This is a genomic window from Duganella aceris, from assembly GCF_011090165.1.
In the GTDB taxonomy this organism is placed as follows: Bacteria; Pseudomonadota; Gammaproteobacteria; order Burkholderiales; family Burkholderiaceae_D; genus Rugamonas; species Rugamonas aceris.
The window spans coordinates 96,274-119,467 of sequence record NZ_JAADJT010000007.1; the positions used below are offsets into that span (position 1 = coordinate 96,274).

Genomic DNA, 23,194 nt, shown 5'->3' on the forward strand with positions numbered 1-23,194 from the left:
GTCCTATTCGTTGGTGCAGCCGAGCACTTCTTCCAGGCTGGTCAGGCCGTTCTTGACCTTCACCAGGCCGGACTGGCGCAGCGATTTGACGCCCTCCGCCTCGGACTGGGCGGCGATCTGCATGGCGTTGCCGTGCGCCAGGATCAGCGCCTCGATCGCCGGCGTGATCGGCATGATCTGGTAGATGCCGACCCGGCCCTTGTAGCCGCCGCCGTTGCAGCGCTCGCAGCCGACCGGGCCGTAGGGTTTCCAGCCGCCGTCGAGTTCATCTTCCTTGAAGCCGGCCTTGAGCAGCAGCTCGCGCGAGATGTCGACCGGCTGCTTGCAAGTGCACAGCCGCCGCGCCAGCCGCTGCGCCGTGATCAGGATCACCGACGAGGCGATGTTGAACGGCGCCACGCCCATGTTCATCAGCCGCGTCAGCGTCGACGGCGCGTCGTTGGTGTGCAGCGTGGAGAACACCATGTGCCCGGTCTGCGCCGCCTTGATCGCGATGTCGGCGGTCTCCAGGTCGCGGATCTCGCCGACCATGATGATGTCCGGATCCTGGCGCAGGAACGATTTCAGCGCCACCGGGAAGGTCAGGCCGGCCTTGTCGTTGACGTTGACCTGGTTCACGCCCGGCAGGTTGATCTCGGCCGGATCCTCGGCGGTGGAGATGTTGATGCCGGGCTTGTTGATCACGTTCAGGCAGGTGTACAGCGACACCGTCTTGCCCGAACCGGTCGGGCCGGTCACCAGCACCATGCCGTACGGGCGCTGGATGGCGTCGAGCAGCAATTCCTTCTGGTCCGGATCGTAGCCGAGCGCGTCGATGCCCATCTGCGCCTGGGTGGCGTCCAGAATCCGCATCACGGTCTTTTCGCCGAACAGCGTCGGCAGCGTCGAGATGCGCAGGTCGATGGTCTTGGTCGGCGACACGATCAGGCGCATGCGGCCGTCCTGCGGCACGCGTTTTTCCGAGATGTCCAGCTTGGCCAGCACCTTGATCCGCGACACCAGCTTTTCCTTGATCGAGATCGGCGGCTGGGCGTGCTCCATCAGCACGCCGTCGACGCGGAAGCGTACCCGGTAGAATTTCTCGAACGGTTCGAAGTGCAAGTCGGAGGCGCCCATGTTGACCGCGTCCATCAGCATCTTGTTGAGGAAGCGCACCACCGGCGCGTCCTCGACCTCGTTGGCGCCGGCCTCGGCCGCCGCCGCGTTGGCCGCCGCGTTGGCGTCCTCCTCCTCGGCGAACTGGATGTCGGATTCGTCGCCGGCCAGGTCGCTGACGCTCTGCTCGCTGCTCTTGTTGATGCGCGCCAGCAGCGCCAGCAGCGCGTCGTGCGCCACCACCACCGGCTCGACGCTGGACTCGGTCTGGAACTTGATCTGGTCCAGCGCCTGCAGATTGGTCGGATCGGAAATCGCCACCGACATCTTGTTGCCGCGCTTGGCCAGCGCGATCACGCGCTGCGCCTGCATCAGCTTGTTGTCGATGATCTTGGCCGGCAGCGCGTCGATGTTGAGCGCGCCGACGTCCAGCAGCGGATAGGCGAAGGTCTCGGCGCAGAACGCGGCCAGCGCCCTGGAATCGATGGCGCCGCTGGCCAGCAGCACGTCGATGAAGGCTTGTTTGTCGGCGATGGATTTTTTTTGCAGCGTGTCGGCCTGGGCCGCGGAGAGCCGGCCGGCTTGCATCAATGCCCGTGCCAGCCCCGGCATCGGGGCGCCTGGCGCGGCGTTGGGTAGGACAGCTGCCATAAAAGCGTCAATCACGAGGGAGGAGGGCGGATCCCGGAATAATGCTCTCAGGCACTATTTTTGTAAAGCCGTTTGTCGCCGCCAAGAAACGATTGTACCCCGCAATGTTGCGTAAGCACACGCGATTGCAGTGTATCAGGCGCTGCGTTTGCTGCCCGGGCGTATCAATTTGACGACTTTGATGGCCTGGTCGTGGACTTGCACCACTTCGATGATGCACTGGCCGACCTTGAGGCTGATCGGCGCGTCTGGAATTTCCTGCAACAATTCCAGCAGCATGCCGTTCAGCGTCTTCGGGCCGTCCAGCGGGAAGCTCAGGCCGAGGCGCTTGTTGACGTCGCGCAGCGCGGTCGCGCCCTCCAGCAGGCATTCGCCCTGGTCGGTCCAGTCGAAGGTGTCGGCGCGGGCGGCGGCCGGGGTCGAGGTGGTGAATTCGCCGATCATCTCCTCGATGATGTCGTCCAGCGTCACCAGGCCCTGCACCTCGCCGTATTCGTCGACGATGATGCCCAGGCGTTCCTTGTTTTCCTGGAAGTACTGCAACTGGGTGAACAAGCGCGTGTCCTGCGGAATGAAGTAGGGCGTGGTCAGCAGCGCGCGGAAGTGGTCGATGGTGATCTCCTCTTCCTGATGCAACAGCGCCATCGCCTTGCGCACGTGCAGGATGCCGATGATGCGGTTGATCTCGCCCTCGTAGACCGGCAGCTTGTTGTGGTAGCAGGTGGTCAGCTCGCGCGTCAGTTCCTCGACCGTCAGTTCCAGGTTCAGCGCCTCGACCTGCGAGCGCGGCGTCATGATGTCCTCGACCGTGATGGTTTCCAGGTCGAACAGGTTGAGCAGGATGCTCTTGTGCTTTTGCGGGATGAAGTTGCCGCCCTCGAGCACGATCGAACGCAGTTCCTCGGGCGACAGGCGGGCCTCGTGGACGTGGGCGCCGGCCTTGATGCGGAACAGCTTGAGCACCAGCGTGACGAACAGGTTGACGAACCAGATCATCGGCTTGGACAGCGCCATCAGCGGTTTCAGCACGACGGCGGTCGGCAGCGCGATCTTTTCCGGGAAGGTGGCGCCGATGACCTTCGGCGAGATTTCCGCGAAGACGATCAGCAGGAAGGCCACGGCGCCGGTGGAGACGGTGATCACGTTGTCGTCGTGGCCGAAGGTCTGGATCGCGATCGAGGTGACCAGCGCGGTGGCGGCGGCGTTGAACAGCGTGTTGGCGATCAGCACCAGCGACAGCAGTTTATCCGTGCGATCGAGCAGCCACAGCGTGGTGATCGCGCCACGGCTGCCGCGTTTGGCCAGGTGGCGCAGCCGATAGCGATTGGCCGCCATCAGGGCGGTTTCCGCCATCGCGAAGAAGGCCGAACAGAGGATCAGCAGGGCGAGTGCAAGAAATTGCACCCAAAAAGGCACGGTATCCAAGGGTCACCGTAAAGAATCTTGCGTGGGAAACTGGTCGGCCATCACGGCGCCGGCGCAGAGCGACAGCCTTGAATTCTAAGGCAATGATGAGCTACATGCAAGTTTGGCCCAGGTGTCAGTGCCGACATTCGGACACGAGCTGAGCCGTAATGGCCATTACGGCTCAGCTCGTGTCCGAATGTCGGCACTGACACCTGGGGTGAGCAGGTAGGCCGCCATGTCGCGCGCGTCGGACTCGGTGACGTTCATCTTCGGCATGGCGGTGAGCGGGTGGACGCTGGCCGGGTCGCGGATCCAGCGCGCCAGATTGTCCGCGTTGTTGGACAGGCTGCCGGCGATGAACTTGCGGCCGGCCAGGTCCTTCAACGGCGGCCCGACATAGGTCTCCGGTCCGGTCACGCCGGGAATCAGATGGCAGGCCTGGCAGGCGTATTGCGTCAGCGCGCGCTGGCCGCGCCGCGCGTCGGCGTCGATCCGCGACGGCATCGCGGCCGGAGCTTGCGCACCCGCTTCCTCGGCCAACGCGGCGTAGGCCGGCGGCGACAACTGCGGCAGCTTGCCGACGAAGCCCGCCACCGCCCACAGGTCGGCGTCGCTCAGGCGATACTCCCACGCCGGCATGCCGCTCATCTTGATGCCGTGGCGGGTGATCCAATACAGCTCGCGCGGCGACCAGTGACGCGCCGCGTCCACCAGCGGCCCGGGCACCGGCTGCATGCTCTTGCCGATGTCCGATGGCGCCACGCCCGGCGCGCCGTGGCAGGCGACGCAATGGTCGCGATACAGCCCGGCGCCGCGCCGCAGCAACTGCGGCGTCGGTTGCTCGAAGCCGGCCGGCGGCGTCACCTCGCGCGCGTGGCGCAGCACCGATTGGTGCATGCCTTTCTCCAGCAGCGTGTGCACAATCTGGAAGTGCTGCTTGGTGGCGCCGATGTGATAGTAGCCGCCCTCCAGCACGATCGCGCCCACGACCGCCGCCCCCAGCGCCAGCACCGCCAGCGTGGCGGCGACGGTCTTGACGACGAGGCGGGTGGAGTGTGTGGACATGCGTTCTATTGAAAATTAACGAATAAATGTTTCAAGTATTATATCGATTCAACCAGTTTGAACAGGTTCAATCGTGCGCGTGTTCCCCCGTTCCCAGCAGGCCCCGGTCCTAGCCCGCAGATGCGCGGCGTGGTGGCTGTTCGCGTGCGCGGCGGCGCTGGGCGGCTGCGTCGATTCGGACGCGCCGGTGCAGCCTCGGGTCGCGGGCGGCGACGTCGCGCGCGGCCGCCTGCTGCTCGCTCAGTACCAGTGCGGCGCCTGTCATCGTATCCCCGGTGTGGACAACGCGCGCGGCATGGTTGGTCCGGGCCTCGATGTCTTTGGCCGGCGCAGCTATGTCGCGGGCTTTCTGCCGAACTATCCCGATGCGCTGGTGCGCTGGATCGTCGATCCGCCGGCGCTCAAGCCGGGGACGGCGATGCCGGCCATGGGCGTGTCGGCGGAGGACGCGCGGCATATGGCGGCTTATCTGTACTCGCTCAAATGACGAGCATCGTTACGGTCACTTCTCAATCGGCCTTGCATCCCGCCGGGCCGGATGCGGCGATCATCGCGCAGTTGGGCTGGATCTTGTTCATCGGTGGCGGGGTGGTGTTCGTCGGCGTGATGCTGGCCTGCGCGCTGGCGCTGCGGCAGGGCAGGCCGGTGCGGACCAGGGTGTGGATCGTCGGCGCCGGCGTGCTGCTGCCGCTGGTGGTGCTGGGCGCCTTGCTGGCGTTCGGCATCTGGCGCAGCGCGCAACTCAGCCAGCCTTCGTCGCGGCATACGCTGAAGGTGGCGGTGATCGCGCGCATGTGGTGGTGGGAGGTGCGCTATACCAATCCCGACGGCGGCGAGGACATCGTGCTGGCCAATGAGATCCGCTTGCCGGTCGGGCAGCCGGTTTATCTGGGCTTGAGCAGTGGGGATGTGATTCACGCTTTCTGGGTGCCGGCGTTGGCGGGCAAGGTGGACATGGTGCCGGGGCGTCTGCATGGCATGACGTTGCAGGCGGATCGCGCCGGTGTCTATCGCGCCCAGTGCGCCGAATACTGCGGCGAGCAGCATGCGCGGATGGCGCTGCACGTGGTGGCGCAGCCGCCGGCCGAATTCCGCGCCTGGCTCGCGGCGCAGGCGCGGCCGGCGCGCGACGTCGCCGCCGCCGATCCCGTCATCGCGCAAGGCCGCCGCGCCTTCGCCGAACAGCGCTGCGCCGCGTGTCACACGATACGCGACGCGAGCGCCGCCGCCGCCATCGAGGCGATGCCCGCCGGGATTGCGCCGGACCTGACGCATGTCGGCAGCCGCCTGTATCTGGGCGCCGGCACGCTGCGCAACCAGCCGGGCGCGCTGGAAGCCTGGATCGCCAATCCGCATGCCGTCAAGCCCGGCGTCCGCATGCCGGCCAGCGCCGACATGGACGGCGCCACCCTGCGCGCGCTGGCCGCCTATCTGGAGCAGCTCAAATGACGCCCGCCTCGCCACATCCGCTGCCCGACCCATCGCCGCGCGGGCCGCAGCCGCCACCGCAGCCCGCGCAGCCGCAATCGCAACCGCAGCCGCAGCCGCAGCCCGCGCAGCCGCAACCGCAACCGCAACCGCAGCCGCAGCCGCAGCCGCAGCCCGCGCAGCCGCAGCCGCAGCCGCAACCGCAACCGCAGCCGCAGCCCGCGCAGCCGCTGCCAAGTTCCCTGCCGCGTCCCGCCGACGAACTGCCGCAACTGGAGCGCATCTGGCGCACGCCGCGCGGGCTGGCTTTCCTCACCACGGTCAACAACACCAACATCGGCCTGCTGTACATCGGCACCGCGCTGCTGTTCTTTCTGCTGGCCGGCATCCTCGGCCTGATGATCCGCGCCCAGCTCGCGCTGCCGGACAACACCCTGCTCAGCGCCTCGACCTACAACCAGGTATTCACCATGCACGGCACGGTGATGATGTTCCTGTTCGCGATCCCGGTGGTGGAAGCGATCTCCGTGTTTCTGCTGCCCGGCATGCTGGGCGCGCGCGACCTGCCGTTCCCGCGCCTGTCCGCCTACGCCTTCTGGGCCTACGCCATCGGCGGCATCGGCTTCTTTCTCAGCCTGTTCGCCGGACTGGCGCCGGACGGCGGCTGGTTCATGTACCCGCCGCTGACCGGCAAGGAATACTCGCCCGGCCTGAACGCCGACTTCTGGCTGCTCGGCATCGGCTTCATCGAAATCTCCGCCATCGCCGGCGCGATCGAACTGATCGTCGGCATCCTGTTCACCCGCGCTCCCGGCATGACGCTGGCCCGCATGCCGGTCTACGCCTGGGCGATGCTGATCGTCGCGGTGATGATCGTGTTCGCCTTCCCCGCGATCATCGCCGGCACCGCGCTGCTGGAACTGGAGCGCGCCTACGACTGGCCGTTCTTCATCGCCGCACGTGGCGGCGATCCGATACTGTGGCAGCACCTGTTCTGGTTCTTCGGCCATCCCGAGGTGTACATCATCTTCCTGCCGGCGGCCGGACTGGTGTCGACCATGATTCCCGCGCTGGCCGGCACGCCGCTGGTGGGGCGGCGCGCGCTGATCGTGGCGCTGGCGCTGGTCGGCTTCATCAGCTTCGCCTTGTGGGCGCACCATATGTTCACCGCCGGACTGGGGCTGCTGGAAACCAGCCTGGTATCGGCGGCCAGCATGGCGGTGGCGATACCCACCTCGGTGCAGGTGTTCGCCTGGATCGCGACGCTGTGGCGCGGCCAGGTGCGCATCGTCGCGCCGACCTTGTTCCTGCTCGGCTTCATGTTCATCTTCGTGCTGGGCGGCCTGACCGGCGTGATGGTCGCGGTGCTGCCGTTCGACTGGCAGGTGCACGACACCTACTTCATCGTCGCCCACCTGCACTATGTGCTGATCGGCGGCCTGGTGTTCCCGATGTTCGCCGCGATGTACTACTGGATGCCGCTGGTGAAGGGGCACAAGATGTCGGAGCGGCTGGCGCGCTGGATCTTCGGCCTGATGTTCGGCGGCTTCAACGTCGCCTTCTTCCCGATGCACCTCACCGGCCTGCTCGGCATGCCGCGCCGCGTCTACACCTACGATAGCGAAATGGGCTGGGATCTGCTCAACCTGATCTCCAGCGTCGGCTCGTTCGTGCTGGCGCTCGGCATCCTGCTGTTCCTGGTGGACGCGGTGCGCGTGCTGCGCCTGGCCAAGCGCGAAGCCGGCAATCCATGGCGCGCGTCGACATTGGAATGGCTGCCGGCCGAAGACTACGCCACGCGCAGCATCCCCAACGTGGCGTCGGTCGATCCGCTGTGGGACCATCCGCAATTGTCGGAGGAAGTGGAGCAGGGCAGACACTGGTTGCCGGGCAGCGCGACCGGGCGGCGCGAAACCATCGTCACCAGCCCGGTGCTGGCGCGCCCGCTGTATCTGCAAGTGCTGCCGGGCGACAGCTGGTGGCCGTTCGTCGCCGCCGTCGGCACCGCCGGCTTCTTCCTGCTGCTGACGATCAAGCTGACGCTGATCGCCTGGGTGTGCGGCATCGTATCGGTGGCGGCGGTGCTGGCGTGGATGTGGCAGACCGACCAGGCGCCGTTGCAGCGCACCGCCAAGGTATCGGACCAGGTCACGCTGCCGGTCGGCGCCACCGGCCCGGCGTCGCACTCGTGGTGGGCCACCATCATCATGCTGGTGGTCGACGCCAGCATCTTCCTGGCGTTCATGTTCGCCTACATCCACACCGCGATGCGGCTGGAGATCTGCCCGCCGCCCGGCAGCCGCCTGCCGGAGGCTAGCTGGCCGCTGCTGTCATGCGCGCTGCTGCTGGCGGGATCGATGCTGGTGGAATGGGTACGTCGCCGCAAGCAATGGGTCGGCCCGCAGCGGCTGGCGATCCTGATCGCGATGACCTGCATGCTGCTCTCGTTCGGGGCCGACCTGTACGGCCAGCGGTTGGCCGGGCTGGACCCGACCGCGCACGCCTGGGGTGCGACGGTCGCCGCGATGCTGGCCTATCAAGGCTTGCACGTGGTGGTGTTGACGATCCTGGCGCTGTATCTGTGCGCGCGCTCATGGAGCGGCAAACTGACCCCGGCCAGCCGCGCCACGCTGGACAACTGCGCGATGATTTGGCACTACACCACGTTGCAAGGACTGGCGGCCGCCGCTGCGGTCCACCTGCTGTAGGGCCGGATCCAGCACAAACCTGCCGACCACCTCGGCCAGCTGCGTCGCCTGGCCCTGCAGCGATTCGGCGGCGGCCGCCGACTCTTCGACCAGCGCGGCGTTCTGCTGCGTCACGCTGTCCATCTGCATGATGGCCTGGTTGATTTGCTCGATGCCCATGCTCTGTTCCCGGCTGGCGGCGGTGATCTCGCTGATGATGTCGCTGACGCGGCGCACGCTGTCGACCACTTCGCTCATGGTCGTCCCGGCCTGATCGACCAGCTGCGTTCCCGATTCGACCTTGGCCACCGAATCGCCGATCAGCGTCTTGATTTCCTTGGCTGCGGCGGCGCTGCGGTGCGCCAGGTTGCGCACTTCGGTGGCGACCACCGCGAAGCCGCGACCCTGTTCGCCGGCGCGCGCCGCTTCGACCGCCGCGTTCAAGGCAAGGATGTTGGTCTGGAAGGCGATGCCGTCGATGACGCCGATGATCTCGACGATCTTCTTCGATGATTCCTGGATCGCGCCCATGGTGCCGACCACGTCGGCGATCACCGCGCCACCCTTGCCGGCGATCTCGGACGCCGACGCCGCCAGGCTGTTGGCTTGCCGCGCGTTGTCGGCGTTCTGCTTGACGGTGCTGGTCATTTCTTCCATCGACGACGCGGTTTCCTCCAGCGAGCTGGCCTGCTCCTCCGTGCGCGACGACAAATCCAGATTGCCGGCCGCGATTTCCTGCGATGCGGTGGACATCGTATCGGTGCCCGCGCGTACCTGGCCGACGATCTGCGCCAGGCTGGCGTTCATGCTGCGCAGCGCGGTCAGCAGCATGCTGGTCTCGTCCTTGCCATGCACCTCGATGCGGCTGGTCAGATCGCCCGCCGCGACGGTCTGCGCGATGGCCACGGCGCGGTTGATCGGCCGCGTGATGCTGCGGGTGATGACCAGCGCGAGGGCGACCCCGAACACCACGGCGGCGGCGCTCATGCCGAGCATCAGGTTGCGCGCGAAGACGTAGGTCGCATCGGCGGCGATGGTGGCTTCTTCGTTCTGCTTCTTCTCGCTGGCGCTCAGCGCCGCAAGACCGGCCTGCCATTTACGCTGCACGGCGCGCAGTTCGCCCATCAGCACTTTGCTCGCCGCTGCATTGTTGTTTTCCAGCCCAAGCGACTGGATCCGTTCGATCAGCGGCTGGGCCAGCGCGCTTTGCTGCTGGATGTCGGCCAGCAGCTTGCTCTCATCGTCCTGAATGCCGTAGGCGGCGAAGGTGGCGCGCAACTGCTTTTCCGCATCGGCGTAGTTTTGCGCCTGGACGCGGACCCGCTCGACCTGCTCGCGCATCTGCGCGGCATCGTCCAAAAGAACGATGTTGCGCAGCGCGATCATCCGGTCGTCGACGCTGACCCGCATGTCGGACGCCAGGCCCGATTCCACGTTGTTGCCTTTTGTGATGTCGACCATGGCGGCCTGGATCGCGGCCATGCGGCTGACGCCGACCGTTGCCACCACCGCCAGCATCAACAGCACGATGCCGAACGCCGCGATCAGGCGCGAGCCAATTTTAAAGTTATCGATTTTCATTGCATGCTCCTGGATGGTAAAACCTGTTCGGTTTCAGGCGGCAGAGGCTAGGGCGCTTGAGGGGATGCGATAAATTCTATCTAATTTCCACACAGAAATATCATCCTATCCAAAAGGATAGGAAAACATTGCGTGTTTAGAAAGGTTTGGACAGGATCAGCGCCAGGGCGGCGATGGGCGCGCCGTTTTCCTGACGGGCTTCCACGGCGTCGACGGCCAGGATGGCGAAACCGCAGTCGGCGGCCAGCCGTTCCAGATAGCTGCTGGAATGGGCGTAGCGGTTGGAAGGGCGCAGCGTGTAGTCGGCGCCATCGCCCGCCTCCACCGAGAAGCAGAAGCGGCCGCCCGGCCGCAAGGCGCGCCACACGCCGGCGAACACCGGCGCCAGGTCGCCGATGTAGACGAAGACGTCGGCCGCCACCGCCAGATCCCAGACTTCGTTTCGGCCGTCCAGATAGGCGGTCAGGTCGGCGCACGCCAGCTGGTCGTACAGGCCGCGTTCCGCCGCCTTGTCCAGCATCAGCTGCGACAGGTCGACGCCCGCCAGGCTGCGCGAGTAAGCCTTCAGGTAGGACGCGCACAGCCCGGTGCCGCAGCCCAGGTCCAGCGTATCCAGATCCGACGCCGGCGCCACGCGGCGCAGCATGGCGTCCAGATAGGCCGGGGTCTGGTAGCCCAGCACTTCCGTCAGATGCCGGTCGAAGTGATTGGCGTATTGGTCGAACAGCGAGCGCACATATTCCGCCGGCAGCACGGCCGGCGTCTCGCCCACGCCCAGCGACGCCAGCGCGAAGGCGATGGTCTCCGGATTGTCGCCATGCGCCAGCGCGGCGCGGTAGGCGGCGATGGCTTCGTCGTTGCGCGCCATCGAGCGCAGCGCGTTGCCGCGATAGTAGTGCGCCAGCGCGTAGCCGGGCTTGAGCCGCAAGGCGTGGTCGTAGCTGTCCAGCGCCGCGTCGAATTCGCCCAGCCGCTGCAAGGACGAACCCTGCGCGCTGTAGGCTTCGGCCCATTGCGGCCGCAGATGGATGGCGCGGTCGAAGCTCTCCACCGCATCCGGCAGCAGCCGCAGGCAGTGCAGCGCGTTGCCGCGTGCGAACCAGGCGTCGGCGTAGCGGTCCTTGATGTTCAGCGCATCCTCGGCCGCGCCGAGCGCGTCGAGATAGCGGCCCTGGTCCTGCAGCACGATGGCGCGGTTGCAGTGTGCCTCGGCGTAATTCGGCTGGATCTCCAGCGCGCGGCGATAGCTGAGCAGCGCCTCGTCCGGCCGCGCCAGCGCGCGCAGGGCGTTGCCGCGATTGCTCCAGGCGAGCGCGTAGGCCGGATTGCGTTCGATCGCGCGTTCGTGGCTGGTCAGCGCGTCCTCGGCGCGGCCGGCGTCCAGCAGCGCGACGCCGAGATTGCAGTGGGCGTTGGCCTGCGCGCCGTCGACCGCGATCGCCTGCGAGATCAATCCGATGGCCGCGGTCACGTCGCCTTGCTGGCGCGCGATCACGCCCAGCAGATGCAGCGCGTCGAATTGGCGCGGGTCGAGTTCCAGCACCTGGCGATACAGCGCCTGCGCGGGTTCGAGCCGGCCCTGTTGGTGCAGTTCCACCGCCTGCTGCAAAAAGGATGCTGTAAGTGTCGCGCTCATAGTGTACTCATCGTGTGCGCATCTTAGCCGATGCGCGCCGTGCTTGCCGAATTCTCTCCAAATGTTGCAATTGAGGATAGCGGCTGAACGTGTTAATGTTCCTACAACATCACTATACGAGCCGCCATGCGCCTACCACTGATTGCTCCATTGCTGCTGGCTGCCTTGCCCTTGCCGCTCCTGGCACAGCTTGCCACGCCGCCGCTGGTTCCGATTGCCAGCTTCGCCAAGGCCGACCAGTATTACAACCCGCTGATGTCGCCGGACGGCAAGCACCTGGCGGTGACGGTGCGCACCCCGGTCGGCCCGCGCACGGTGCCGATGGTCTCCTTCTTCAGCTTGCCCGATCTGAAGCTGGAAAGCACGGTGCGCATGAAGGCGTTCGAAGTGCCGGCCGATTACGTCTGGGTCAGCAACCGGCGCCTGGTGGTGCAAAAGGGCATCGAGGTCGGCTCGCGCGAGAAGCCGCAGCTGACCGGCGAACTGCTGGCGATGGATTTCGACGGCACGCGCCAGGACTACCTGTTCGGCTGGGATATCGCGGCCTACGGCGCCAGGGGCGCGCGTTACGGGCGCGATGAGGGTTACGCCTATCCGGTCTACGTGTACAAGGAGGGCAACGACCATCTGTTGGTCGGTACCTTCCAGTGGGACCTGGACCAGAGCGCGTTGTACGATTTCGATACCCGCAGCGGCGTGCGCAAGCTGGTGACCAATCTGAAGTCGCCGCACGCCACCTTCGTCATGGATAACGACGGCAAGCCGCGCTTCGCCAAGGGCACCGACGAGGAAGGCTACAGTTCGACGTGGCGCTTCAATGCCGCCACGACGTCCTGGGATCTGTTCAGCCAGGGAAAGGAAGGCGCGCTCTTTGCGCCATACGGCTTCTCCACCGACAACAGCAAGGCTTATGCCTGGTCGGCGAAGGATGGTGGAAAGGTCTCGCTGATCAGCCATGATATGGCGACCGGCGAACGCAAAGTACTGGCCGAGGACGCGCTCGGCGATGTGGGCACGGTGCTGGACAGCCTTCCCGGGTCCGCGCCGTTCGCCGTTTTCTCCCAGGTCGGACGGCCGCGGATCACCTATCTGGACCAGGCCAATCCGGATACGGCCCTGCTCCAGGATCTGAGCCGCCAGTTCCCCGAGCATACCGTCTCGCTGATCAACCAGACCACCGACCGCAGCAAGATCATGTTCTGGGTGCTCAGCGACAGCGATCCCGGCGCCTATTATCTGTACGACCGCAAGACCAACAAGGCCGACATGCTGTTCGCGTCGATGGACGAAATCGAACCGGAGCACATGGCCAAGCGTCGTCCGATCAGCTTTACATCACGCGACGGCTTGACCATCGACGGCTACCTGACCCTGCCGCCTTTCAAGACGGCGCAGAAGCCGCCGCTGATCCTGATCCCGCATGGCGGCCCTTACGGCTTCCGGGATACCTGGTATTTCGACTCGGACGTGCAATTCCTGGCCAACCGCGGCTATGCCGTGCTGCAGGTGAATTTCCGCAGTTCGAGCGGACGCGGCAGCGCTTTCCAGAAAGCCGGCTATCGCCAGTGGGGCGGCAAGATCATGGACGACCTGGTCGACGGCGTGAAATGGGCGGCCGCGCAGGGCGAAGTCGACGGCTCGCGCATGTGCGTGTACGGCGTCAGTTTCGGCGGGTATTCGGCGTTGATGCTGGCCTCGCGCGAACCGGAGTTGTTCAAGTGCGCGGTCGGCTACGCCGGCGTGTACGACATCGCGCTGATGCAGACCGAGGAGGGCGTGGCCGGCAACAGCCGCAGGATCGCATGGAACAAGCGTGCGTTCGGCGAGGACAAGGCGGAATGGGCGCGCTACTCGCCGCACCTGCACGCCGACAGCATCAAGGCCGGCGTGCTGCTGATCCACGGCGGCAAGGATAAAACCGCGCCGAAGGAGCACGCGTTTCTGATGAAGGAAGCGCTGGAAAAAGCCAGGCATCCGCCGGAGTGGTACTACGTCGACTACGAAGGCCATGGCTTCTACGACACCGAAAACCAGGCCGAAGTCTACCGCCGGCTGGAAACCTTCTTCGCCAAATACCTGGGCAAGCCGCGCTGATCAGCTGCCGCGATAGGTCGAATACGCCCACGGCGAGACGACCAGCGGCACATGATAATTCTGCTCCGCGCTGGCGATGCCGAAGGCGAGCGTGACCTCGTCGATGAAGCGCGGCTCCGGCAACTCCACGCCCTGCGCGGCGAAATAGTCGCCGGCGCTGAACACCAGCTCGTATTTGCCGGCTTGCATGCTGTCGCCCTCCAGCAGCGGCGCGGCGCAGCGGCCGTCGGCGTTGGTGACGTCGGTTTTCAGCAGGACGCGGCCCGCCGGGCCCACCGCATACAACGCCAGCCTGACCCCGGCCCCCGGCTTGCCGGCGGTGATGTCAAGAACGTGGGTACTGAGCTTGCCCATGGTTGGTCCTATATCTGTGGGTGATAAGTATCTATTGTACAAATCATATACCGGCGCGGCCCGACGCATATATGATTACAGATATATTCCCCATAGACCGCTCTTCCATAGACACCGCGCCCATGACCACTTACGACAACTACCCGCGCGACATGATCGGTTACGGCCCGAAGCCGCCCCACGCCCAGTGGCCGAACCAGGCCCGCGTGGCGCTGCAGTTCGTCCTCAACTACGAGGAGGGCGGCGAAAACAGCGTGCTGCACGGCGACGCCGGCTCGGAAACCTTCCTGTCCGAGATCATCGGTGCGGCCTCGTTCAGCAACCGCCACATGAGCATGGAGTCGCTGTACGAATACGGCTCCCGCGCCGGTTTGTGGCGGCTGCTGCGCATGTTCGAGGAGCGCAAGCTGCCGTTGACGGTGTTCGGCGTGTCGATGGCGCTGAAGCGGCATCCGGAGGCGGTGGCCGCCTTCCAGCAGCTGGGCCACGAAATCGCCTGCCACGGCCTGCGCTGGATCACCTACCAGAACATGGACGAGGCCACCGAGCGCGCCCACATGCAGGAAGCGGTCGAGATCATCCGCGAGCTGACCGGGTCCGCGCCGCAAGGCTGGTACACCGGCCGCGACTCGCCGCAGACGCGCCGGCTGGTGATGGAGCACGGCGGCTTCCGCTACGACGCCGATCATTACGGCGACGACCTGCCGTTCTGGCAAAAGGTCGAACACGCCGACGCCGACGGCAAGCCGGTCGTCACGCCGCAGCTGATCGTGCCGTACACGCTGGACACCAACGACATGCGCTTCGCCGCCGCCCAGGGCTTCAACTCCGGCACGCAGTTCTTCGATTACCTGAAGGACGCCTTCGACGTGCTGTACGCCGAGGGCGATCCGGATGGCCTGAACCAGCCGAAGATGCTGTCGGTCGGACTGCACTGCCGCATCGTCGGCCGGCCGGCGCGCGCCGCCGCGCTGGCGCGCTTCCTCGACTACGTGCAACAGCACGACAAGGTCTGGATCACCCGCCGCGTCGATATCGCCGAACACTGGCGCACGACGCACCCGTTTGCAGATTGAGGCCACGATGTCCGAACCTATACGCTTTTACTACCGTGGCGCGGTGCAGGAAATCTCCGCCGCCGCGCCGACCCGCACCGTGCTGCAGCACCTGCGCGAAGACCTGCATTGCACCGGCACCAAGGAAGGCTGCGCCGAAGGCGATTGCGGCGCCTGCACGGTGGTGGTAGGCAGCCTGAACGCGCACGGCGAACTGGAAATGAAGGCGGTCAATTCCTGCATCCAGTTCGCGCCCACGCTGGACGGCAAGGCGCTGTTCACCGTCGAAGACCTGCAACAGCCGGACGGCGCGCTGCACCCGGTGCAGCAGGCGATGGTGGAATGCCACGGCTCGCAATGCGGCTTCTGTACGCCGGGCTTCGTCATGTCGCTGTGGGGCATGTATCTCGACAAGGAAGGCCAACCCGCGCAGCGCAAGGAGGTCGACGACTGCCTGTCCGGCAACCTGTGCCGCTGCACCGGCTACCGTCCGATCATCGACGCCGCGCACCGCATGACCGAATTGCCGAAGGTCGGCTTCGACCGCGCCGGCTTGACCAGCCAGCTGCAGGCATTGCGGCGCACCGAAGGCGCGACCTATACGGCGCAAGGCGCATCGTTCCACGCGCCGCGCACGCTGGAGGAGCTGGTGGCGCTGCGCGCCGCCCATCCGAAGGCGACGCTGCTGGCCGGCTCCACCGACATCGGCCTGTGGGTCACCAAGCAGATGCGCGAACTGGGCGACATCATTTATCTCGGCCACGTCGCCGCGCTGCAGACCATGCGCGAGCAGGACGGCATGCTGGAAATCGGCGCCGGCGTATCGCTCGATGAGGCATACCAGGCCTTGTGCGGCCACTATCCATCGCAGCTGGGCGAGATGCGCCAGCGCTTCGCGTCGCTGCCGATCCGTCACGCCGGCACGCTGGGCGGCAACGTCGCCAACGGCTCGCCGATCGGCGACTCGATGCCGTGGATGATCGCGCTGGGCAGCGAGGTGGTGCTGCAATCGGCCGCCGGCCGGCGCGTGCTGCCGCTGGAAGCGTTCTACCTCGATTATCAGAAGAAGGATATGCGGCCGGACGAATTCGTCGCCGCCGTGCGCGTGCCGCTGCCGCGCGCCGACGTGCAGTTCCGGACCTACAAACTGGCCAAGCGCTTCGATCAGGATATCTCGGCGGTGTGCGCGGCGTTCGCGTTCACGCTGGACGGCGACACCGTCGTCGACGCGCGCATCGCCTTCGGCGGCATGGCGGCCACGTCACGCCGCGCACCGCGCGCGGAGTCCGCGTTGACCGGCTTGCGCTGGAGCGAAGCCAATCTGCGCACCGCGATGGACCTGCTGGCGCAGGACTTCGCGCCGCTGTCGGACATGCGCGCCTCCAGCGGCTACCGCATGCAGACCGCGCAAAACCTGCTGCGCCGCTTCTGGTTCGAAACCCGCGCCGACGCGCCGCTCGCGGCCGATGCCGTCAACGCCTTCGCTTGCCGCGTTTAAAGGAGCCGTCATGAATCAGCCTATCGCTCCCGCAACCGTCGCCGCCCAGGAATGGAAGGCGGTCGGCGTCTGCCGCAAGCATGAATCGGCCGAGCTGCACGTGCTGGGCCAAGCCACCTACACCGACGACATCCCGGAACTGCAAGGCACGCTGCACGCCGCGCTGGGGCTGTCGTCGAAGGCGCACGCGCGCATCACTTCGATGGACCTGGCGCCGGTGCGCAACGCGCCCGGCGTGGTCGCGGTGTACACCGCCGAGGATATCGTCGGCACCAACGATTGCGGTCCCATCATCCACGACGATCCGATCCTGTCCGAGGGCGAGGTGCTGTACGTCGGCCAGCCGATCTTCATCGTCGTCGCGGACAGCCATGACAACGCGCGCCGCGCCGCGCGCCGCGCCGTCATCGCCTACGACGAGCTGCCGGCGATCTTCACGCCGCAGGAAGCCAAGGCGGCGCAGTCGTATGTGCTGCCGCCGATGCAGCTCAAGCGCGGCGACTACCAGACCGCGTTCGACATGGCGCCGCGCGTGCTCAAGGGCCAGCTGTTCGTCGGCGGCCAGGAGCAGTTCTACCTCGAAGGCCAGATCGCCTATGCGACGCCGAAGGAGGACAACGGCATGCTGGTGCAGTGCTCGACCCAGCATCCGAGCGAGATGCAGCACGTGGTGGCGCATGCGATCGGGGTGCACTCGCACAAGGTGCAGGTGGAGTGCCGCCGCATGGGCGGCGGCTTCGGCGGCAAGGAATCGCAGTCGGCGTTGTGGGCGGCGTCGGCCGGCATCGCGGCGGCCAAGCTGCGGCGTCCGGTCAAGCTGCGCGCGGACCGCGATGACGACATGCTGGTCACCGGCAAGCGCCATTGCTTCTTCTATGAGTATGAAGTCGGCTACGACGACAGCGGCAGGATCCTGGCCGCCAAGGTCGACATGACGCTGCGCGCGGGCTACTCGGCCGACCTGTCCGGCCCGGTGGCGACGCGCGCGGTCTGCCACTTCGACAACACCTATTATTTGTCGGACGTGGATATCCGCGCCGGCTGCGGCAAGACCAATACCCAGTCGAATACGGCTTTCCGTGGCTTCGGTGGTCCGCAGGGCGCGATCGCGATCGAGTACATCGTCGATGAAATCGCCCGCAACCTGGGGCGCGATGCGCTGGATATCCGCCGCCTGAATTTCTACGGCAAGACCGAGCGCAATGTCACGCCTTACGGCCAGGAGATCGTCGACAACGTGATCGAGGCGCTGACGGCGGAGCTGGAGCTGACCAGCGCCTACCGCACGCGCCGCGCCGCCGTCGAGGCGTTCAACCTGAACAGCCCGGTGCTGAAGAAGGGGCTGGCGCTGACGCCGCTGAAGTTCGGCATCGCCTTCAACGTCACGCACTTGAACCAGGCCGGCGCGCTGGTGCATGTGTATGTCGATGGTTCGGTGCTGGTCAATCACGGCGGCACCGAGATGGGGCAGGGCATCAACACCAAGGTGATGCAGGTGGTGGCGCATGAACTGGGGGTGGACATGGAACACGTCCGCGCCACGGCGACCGATACCAGCAAGGTGTCGAACACGTCGGCCACGGCGGCGTCGACCGGTGCGGATTTGAACGGCAAGGCGGCGCAGGATGCGGCGCGCCAGATCCGCGAGCGCTTGACGGCCTTCGCCATCAAGCAGTACGGCGACGACGACGGCCAGCCGGTGCGTTTCTTCGACAACGCGGTGCACGTCAACGGGCATATCGTTCCGTTCCCGGTGATGGTGCAGAAGGCTTATCTGGCGCGGGTGCAGTTGTGGTCCGATGGTTTCTACGCCACGCCGGGCCTGCATTGGGATCCGAAGACGATGAACGGGCATCCGTTCTCATACTACGCCTATGGCGCGGCGGTGTCGGAAGTGGTGGTCGATACGCTGACCGGCGAGTGGAAGCTGCTGCGCGCGGATGCGCTGTACGATGCCGGCCGTTCGCTCAATCCTGCCATCGATATCGGGCAGGTCGAAGGGGCGTTCATACAGGGCATGGGCTGGTTGACCACCGAGCAGCTTTGGTGGAACCCGGCCGGCAAGCTGATGACGCATGCGCCGTCCACCTACAAAATCCCGGGTGTGTCGGATTGTCCGGAGGATTTCAGGATCAAGCTTTACGACAACGGTAATGTGGAGGACAGCATTCATCGTTCGAAGGCGGTGGGCGAGCCGCCGTTGCTGTTGCCGTTTTCGGTGTTCTTTGCGATCCGGGATGCGATTTCCGCCGTGGGCGGGCATCGCGTCAATCCGCCGCTGAACGCGCCGGCGACCAGTGAAGAGATACTGCGGGCGATCTCCGCGGTGGAAATGGCTGCGTAATGAACGAGTGGCTGACAGCGCGGATGGCGGAACCGGCGGTGCTGGTGACCGTGGCGATCGTCGAAGGCTCCGGCCCGCGCGAGCCCGGCGCCAAGATGCTCGTCACCGCGAGCGGCCAGCATGACACCATCGGCGGTGGACATCTGGAGCTGTGCGCGGTCGAGCTGGCGCGCGGCATGCTGTCCGCCGCCGGCGCCACCGCGCGCCTCGAGCGTTACGCGCTCGGTCCGACGCTGGGCCAGTGCTGCGGCGGCGTGGTGCATCTCGCCTTCGAGCTGGTGGATGCGCAACTCGCCGCCGTGCTGGCAAGCCTGCGCGCCCGCCGCCGCGAAGACAGCTGGCGCCTGAGCGCCATCGACGGCCCCGCCGCCTCACTGCTGCTGGACGCCACCGGCGTGCTCGCCGCCGCACCGGTCGCCCCAGCGCCGGCCCTCGCCACGCCTGCCGCAGCGTCGCCCCTGGCCACGCCGGCCGCAGCCATTGCCGCCGCGTCCGCCGGCCCGCCGCCGGTCGACCGCCAACGCGGCACGCACATCCTGCGCGACGCTGCCGGCCGCCGTTGGCTTGCCGACCCATGCCTCGCTCCGCGCGCGCATTTGCTGCTGTTCGGCGCCGGCCACGTCGGCGCCGCCATCGTCCGCATGCTGGGCGAACTGCCGTGCACCGTCACCTGGATCGACGAACGCGAGGACATGTTCCCGCCATCGATCCCGGCCAACGTCACCATCGAAGCGACCGACCTGCCGGAAGCCCTGGTGGCCACCGCGCCGCCCGATGCCAGCTACCTCGTCATGACCCACAGCCACACTCTGGACCAGCGCCTGAGCGAAACCATCCTCGCCCGCGCCGACGTCGGCTGGTTCGGCCTGATCGGCTCCAAAACCAAGCGCGTGCAGTTCGAGCGCCGCATGGCCGCGCGCGGTCTGCCGCAAGACCGCATCGACGCCATGGTGTGCCCGATCGGCCTGGCCGGCATCACCAACAAACTGCCCGCCGCGATCGCCGCCTCGGTCTGCGCCCAATTGCTGATGGTATGGGAAGCGCAACAGATCGCCGCCCTCGACAGCACCGTCAAGATCCGAATTCAAGCATAAGAAAGCCCCTCATGACCACCAACCTGCAAGCCTACCGAGGCAGCTTGCTGCACTTTCTCGCCGATCCCGCCTTCAGCGACCGCTCCCACGCGTGGCACGAGGACGGCCTGCTGATCGTCGCCGACGGCAAAGTCCAGGCGGCGGGCGACTACACCACGCTGCACGCCGCGCTGCCGCCCGGCACCCCGCTGCACGACTACAGCGGCAAGCTGCTGATGCCCGGCTTCATCGACACCCACGTGCACTACCCGCAGACCGACATGATCGCCTCGCCGGCGGAAGGCCTGCTGCCATGGCTGGAGACCTACACCTTCCCGGTCGAGCGCCAGTTCGAGGATCCCGCGCATGGCGCCGACGTCGCCGAATTCTTCCTCGACGAGCTGCTGCGGTGCGGCACCACCACCGCCATGGTCTACTGCACCGTGCATCCGCAATCGGTGGACGCCTTCTTCACCGCCAGCGAGCGGCGCGGCCTGCGCATGGTCGCGGGCAAGGTGATGATGGACCGGAACTGCCCCGAGTTCCTGCGCGACACCGCCGAATCCGGCGCGCGCGACACCGAGACGCTGATCCAGCGCTGGCACAAGCGCGGCCGCTCGCTGTACGCGATCACGCCGCGCTTCGCACCCACCTCGACCCCGCGCCAGCTGCAACTGGCCGGCGAACTGGCGGCAGCCTACCCGGACACCTTCATCCAGACCCACGTCTCGGAGAACGAAGCCGAATGCGCCTGGGTGCGCGAACTGTTCCCCAACTCGCGCAGCTACATCGACGTCTACGACAGCTACGGCATGCTGCGTCCGCGCGCCATGTATGGCCACTGCATCTGGCTCGATGAGCGCGACCGCCAGCGCATGGCCGAAACGCAGTCGGCCGCCGCCATCTGCCCGACCTCCAACCTGTTCCTCGGCAGCGGCCTGTTCGACTTCGAGCGCGCCGACGACGCCGGCGTGCTGCTGTCGCTGGCGACCGATGTCGGCGGCGGCACCTCGTTCTCGATGTTGCAAACCATGAATGAAGCCTATAAAGTAGCGCGCTTGAAAGGCAGTTATTTGCCGGCCTTGCGGATGTTCTACCTGGCCACGCTCGGCGCGGCGCGCAGCATGCAGCTCGAAGGCGTGATCGGTAATTTTGCGCCGGGCGCCGAGGCCGACTTCATCGTCGTCGATCCGCAGGCCACGCCGCTGCTGCAACGGCGCACCGCGCGGCGCGAGAGCCTGGAAGAACTGCTGTTCGCGCTGGCCCTGCTGGGCGACGACCGCGCGATCGCGGCGACGTATTCCGCCGGACGCCAGGTGCACACTCGCGAAACAACTTAAATCACATTGGGATCACACATGCAAAAGAATATCGCCAGCCTGAAGGCCGTCGCACTCGCCGCTTCCCTGTTATGCGCCTTGCCGCACGGCGCGCAGGCGGCCAGCAAGGACGAGGAGATCACCAGGCGCCACTTCGCCTCGCTGGTCAAAGGCCCGGAGCCGAAGCTGGCCGAGCTGACGATGTTCATGACCATGATGCCCAAGGGCGGCGACCTGCATCACCACTATTCGGGCGCGCTGTACGCCGAGCAGTATCTGGAGTGGGTCGACAAGGAAGGCTTCTGCGTCAACAAGACCAGCTACCAGATCGACGTCGCCAAGGACGTGGCCAAGGCGGAGCAGGGCAAGCCGCTGGCGGAGCGGGCCTGCCTGTCCGGCCAGGACGTCATGAACAACAACACCGTGCTGGCCAACCTGCTGCAGCGCTGGTCGGACAAGGACTTCCATAACCACAGCGGCATCCAGTCGCCGCCGGACCGCCAGTTCTTCGACACCTTCGCCTACTTCAATCCGGTGGCGTCGACCAACGCCGCCGATGGCCTGAAGCGCCTGAAGCAGCGCGCGATCCAGGAAAATCTCAGCTACATCGAGACCATCTACGAGATCGCCCCGATCGCGCAGGACGCAGATTTCGACAAGAAGGCCGCCGCCGGCGCCGTCACCGACGCCGACCTGGCCGCGCTGAGCGCCCGGCTGGATCAGAATCCGGCCTTCCAGGGCTGGATCGCCGCGTATCTGGACAACGTCAAGACCGCCGGCGCCGGCATCGACGACGCCGACTTCACGCTGCGCTACCAGCCGTTCGCGCTGCGCTTCCTGTCGCCGTCGCAGGTGTTTTCGCAGATCGTGTCCAGCTTCAAGCTGGCCAGCTCCAGCCCGATGATCGTCGGCGCCAACATCGTCGGCCAGGAAAGCGTCAACGTCGCCATGCGCGACTATGCGCTGCACATGCAGATGTATAAATTCCTCAAGGCCAAGTATCCGACCGTGAAACTGGCGCTGCACGCCGGCGAGCTGTCGCTGGGCATGGTCGAGCCGGAAGGCCTGACCTTCCACATCAAGGACGCCATCGACGTCGCCGGCGCCAGCCGCATCGGCCACGGCATGGACATCGCGCATGAGACCAATCCGCTGGCCATCATGAAAAAAATGCGTGAGAAAGACATCGCGGTCGAGGTCAACCTGAGCAGCAACGACTTCATCCTGGGCATCAAGGGCGCGGCCCATCCGGTCACCCTGTACCGCAAATATGGCGTGCCCTACGTGTTGTCGACCGACGACGCCGGCGTATCGCGTAATAATCTGTCCGGCGAGTACGTGCTGTACGCCGCCCGCTACCAGCCGGATTACGCCGAAGTCAAAAAACTGTCATATGACAGCATCCGCTATTCCTTCCTGGCTGACGCGGATAAACAACGCTTGTTGAAGGCTTTGGCGCTCAAGTTCGGCAAATTCGAAGCCGAGATCGCCGCATCGCAAGGCAAGCCGGGCCGCTGATCGCGGCCTGCGACACCGGGCGCTGTGGCATGTATCCCACAGACGCCCGGGTTTGTTACAAATTTATCTTCCGTACAACAGCATTCGCCTTGTTGTCATAAATCCCAGCACTTATCAGAAGCCAATCTTTTTCTGCCAACTCTGTGGCGACCCCGCGACACATTAGCGTGTCCAGCCCGCATCTTTTTGCTTTTAACCAATGAAAAGATTTCACGCAACAGTTGCCGACTTATAATTCCGCCTGAACGCCCTCAACGGGCGACGCTACCTGGAAATTGCTGTCCGACCGCGCCTGATTTATATATTTATCGTCTAAATTCGTAAATTAAATCGTATTTGTCATACATTTTTCCTTAATGCATAGTTGGACGAGATGATCCAAAAAAGCA

At 65.7% G+C, this 23,194-nt stretch carries 16 protein-coding genes; 10 read left to right on the top strand and 6 right to left on the bottom strand.

The features are described from left to right. Positions 1-3 precede the first annotated feature (3 nt). From pilB to GW587_RS16400, 3 genes are all read right to left on the bottom strand, one after another. Positions 4-1,746, bottom strand: a complete 1,743-nt coding sequence (pilB, locus tag GW587_RS16390; RefSeq protein WP_166105140.1) for a type IV-A pilus assembly ATPase PilB — start codon at positions 1,744-1,746, stop codon at positions 4-6. A 135-nt stretch (positions 1,747-1,881) separates the two neighbouring features. Then, entirely contained in the window at positions 1,882-3,171 is a 1,290-nt protein-coding gene (locus GW587_RS16395) for an HlyC/CorC family transporter (RefSeq protein ID WP_166105143.1), read from the bottom strand. A 156-nt stretch (positions 3,172-3,327) separates the two neighbouring features. Continuing rightward, on the bottom strand, positions 3,328-4,218 hold the full coding sequence (locus tag GW587_RS16400) for a c-type cytochrome (RefSeq protein WP_166105145.1): 891 nt from the start codon (positions 4,216-4,218) through the stop codon (positions 3,328-3,330). A 187-nt stretch (positions 4,219-4,405) separates the two neighbouring features. Here GW587_RS16400 and GW587_RS16405 point away from each other — a divergent pair, with 187 nt between their 5' ends. From GW587_RS16405 to ctaD, 3 genes are read left to right on the top strand one after another with little or no spacing between them, the layout of a single operon-like run. After that, complete coding sequence (locus GW587_RS16405) at positions 4,406-4,705, top strand: c-type cytochrome (RefSeq protein ID WP_371875604.1); 300 nt, start codon at positions 4,406-4,408, stop codon at positions 4,703-4,705. Then, positions 4,702-5,667 carry a cytochrome c oxidase subunit II gene (locus GW587_RS16410; protein WP_166105147.1) on the top strand — a complete coding sequence of 322 codons (966 nt, stop codon included), beginning with the start codon at positions 4,702-4,704 and terminating at the stop codon, positions 5,665-5,667. The genes GW587_RS16405 and GW587_RS16410 overlap by 4 nt, the downstream gene beginning before the upstream one ends. Further along, positions 5,664-8,354, top strand: a complete 2,691-nt coding sequence (gene ctaD, locus GW587_RS16415) for a cytochrome c oxidase subunit I (protein ID WP_166105150.1) — start codon at positions 5,664-5,666, stop codon at positions 8,352-8,354. Before GW587_RS16410 ends, ctaD begins: the two co-directional genes overlap by 4 nt. On the opposite strand, the gene GW587_RS31760 is transcribed toward ctaD, so the two are convergent. Together GW587_RS31760 and GW587_RS16425 are read right to left on the bottom strand one after the other, a co-directional pair. Continuing rightward, on the bottom strand, positions 8,238-9,914 hold the full coding sequence (locus GW587_RS31760; protein WP_166105153.1) for a methyl-accepting chemotaxis protein: 1,677 nt from the start codon (positions 9,912-9,914) through the stop codon (positions 8,238-8,240). The genes ctaD and GW587_RS31760 overlap by 117 nt on opposite strands. A 136-nt stretch (positions 9,915-10,050) precedes the next feature. After that, positions 10,051-11,550 carry a tetratricopeptide repeat protein gene (locus GW587_RS16425; RefSeq protein WP_166105156.1) on the bottom strand — a complete coding sequence of 500 codons (1,500 nt, stop codon included), beginning with the start codon at positions 11,548-11,550 and terminating at the stop codon, positions 10,051-10,053. Positions 11,551-11,676: 126 nt separating this feature from the next. Between GW587_RS16425 and GW587_RS16430 the strand changes: the two genes are divergently transcribed. Beyond that, positions 11,677-13,644, top strand: coding sequence for an alpha/beta hydrolase family protein (locus tag GW587_RS16430; RefSeq protein WP_166105159.1), 1,968 nt, complete (start codon positions 11,677-11,679; stop codon positions 13,642-13,644). On the opposite strand, the gene uraH is transcribed toward GW587_RS16430, so the two are convergent. Then, positions 13,645-13,998, bottom strand: a complete 354-nt coding sequence (gene uraH / locus GW587_RS16435) for a hydroxyisourate hydrolase (protein ID WP_166105162.1) — start codon at positions 13,996-13,998, stop codon at positions 13,645-13,647. Between the two features lie 122 nt (positions 13,999-14,120). On the opposite strand from uraH, the gene puuE reads away from it, so the two are divergent. The 6 genes from puuE to GW587_RS16465 are packed head-to-tail and all read left to right on the top strand — an operon-like array spanning position 14,121 to position 22,805. After that, on the top strand, positions 14,121-15,074 hold the full coding sequence (gene puuE / locus GW587_RS16440; RefSeq protein WP_166105166.1) for an allantoinase PuuE: 954 nt from the start codon (positions 14,121-14,123) through the stop codon (positions 15,072-15,074). 7 nt (positions 15,075-15,081) lie between these two features. After that, positions 15,082-16,551 (top strand): xanthine dehydrogenase small subunit, encoded by a 1,470-nt coding sequence (gene xdhA, locus GW587_RS16445; protein ID WP_166105169.1) that lies wholly within the window; start codon positions 15,082-15,084, stop codon positions 16,549-16,551. A 10-nt stretch (positions 16,552-16,561) separates the two neighbouring features. Further along, a complete protein-coding gene (gene xdhB, locus GW587_RS16450) occupies positions 16,562-18,895 on the top strand; it encodes a xanthine dehydrogenase molybdopterin binding subunit (protein ID WP_166105170.1) in 2,334 nt (777 codons plus the stop codon). Then, a complete protein-coding gene (gene xdhC, locus GW587_RS16455; RefSeq protein WP_166105173.1) occupies positions 18,895-19,989 on the top strand; it encodes a xanthine dehydrogenase accessory protein XdhC in 1,095 nt (364 codons plus the stop codon). Before xdhB ends, xdhC begins: the two co-directional genes overlap by 1 nt. Before the next feature lie 11 nt (positions 19,990-20,000). Further along, entirely contained in the window at positions 20,001-21,308 is a 1,308-nt protein-coding gene (guaD, locus tag GW587_RS16460) for a guanine deaminase (RefSeq protein ID WP_166105175.1), read from the top strand. Positions 21,309-21,326: 18 nt separating this feature from the next. Further along, a complete protein-coding gene (locus tag GW587_RS16465) occupies positions 21,327-22,805 on the top strand; it encodes an amidohydrolase family protein (RefSeq protein WP_166105177.1) in 1,479 nt (492 codons plus the stop codon). The last annotated feature ends 389 nt before the right edge of the window (positions 22,806-23,194 follow it).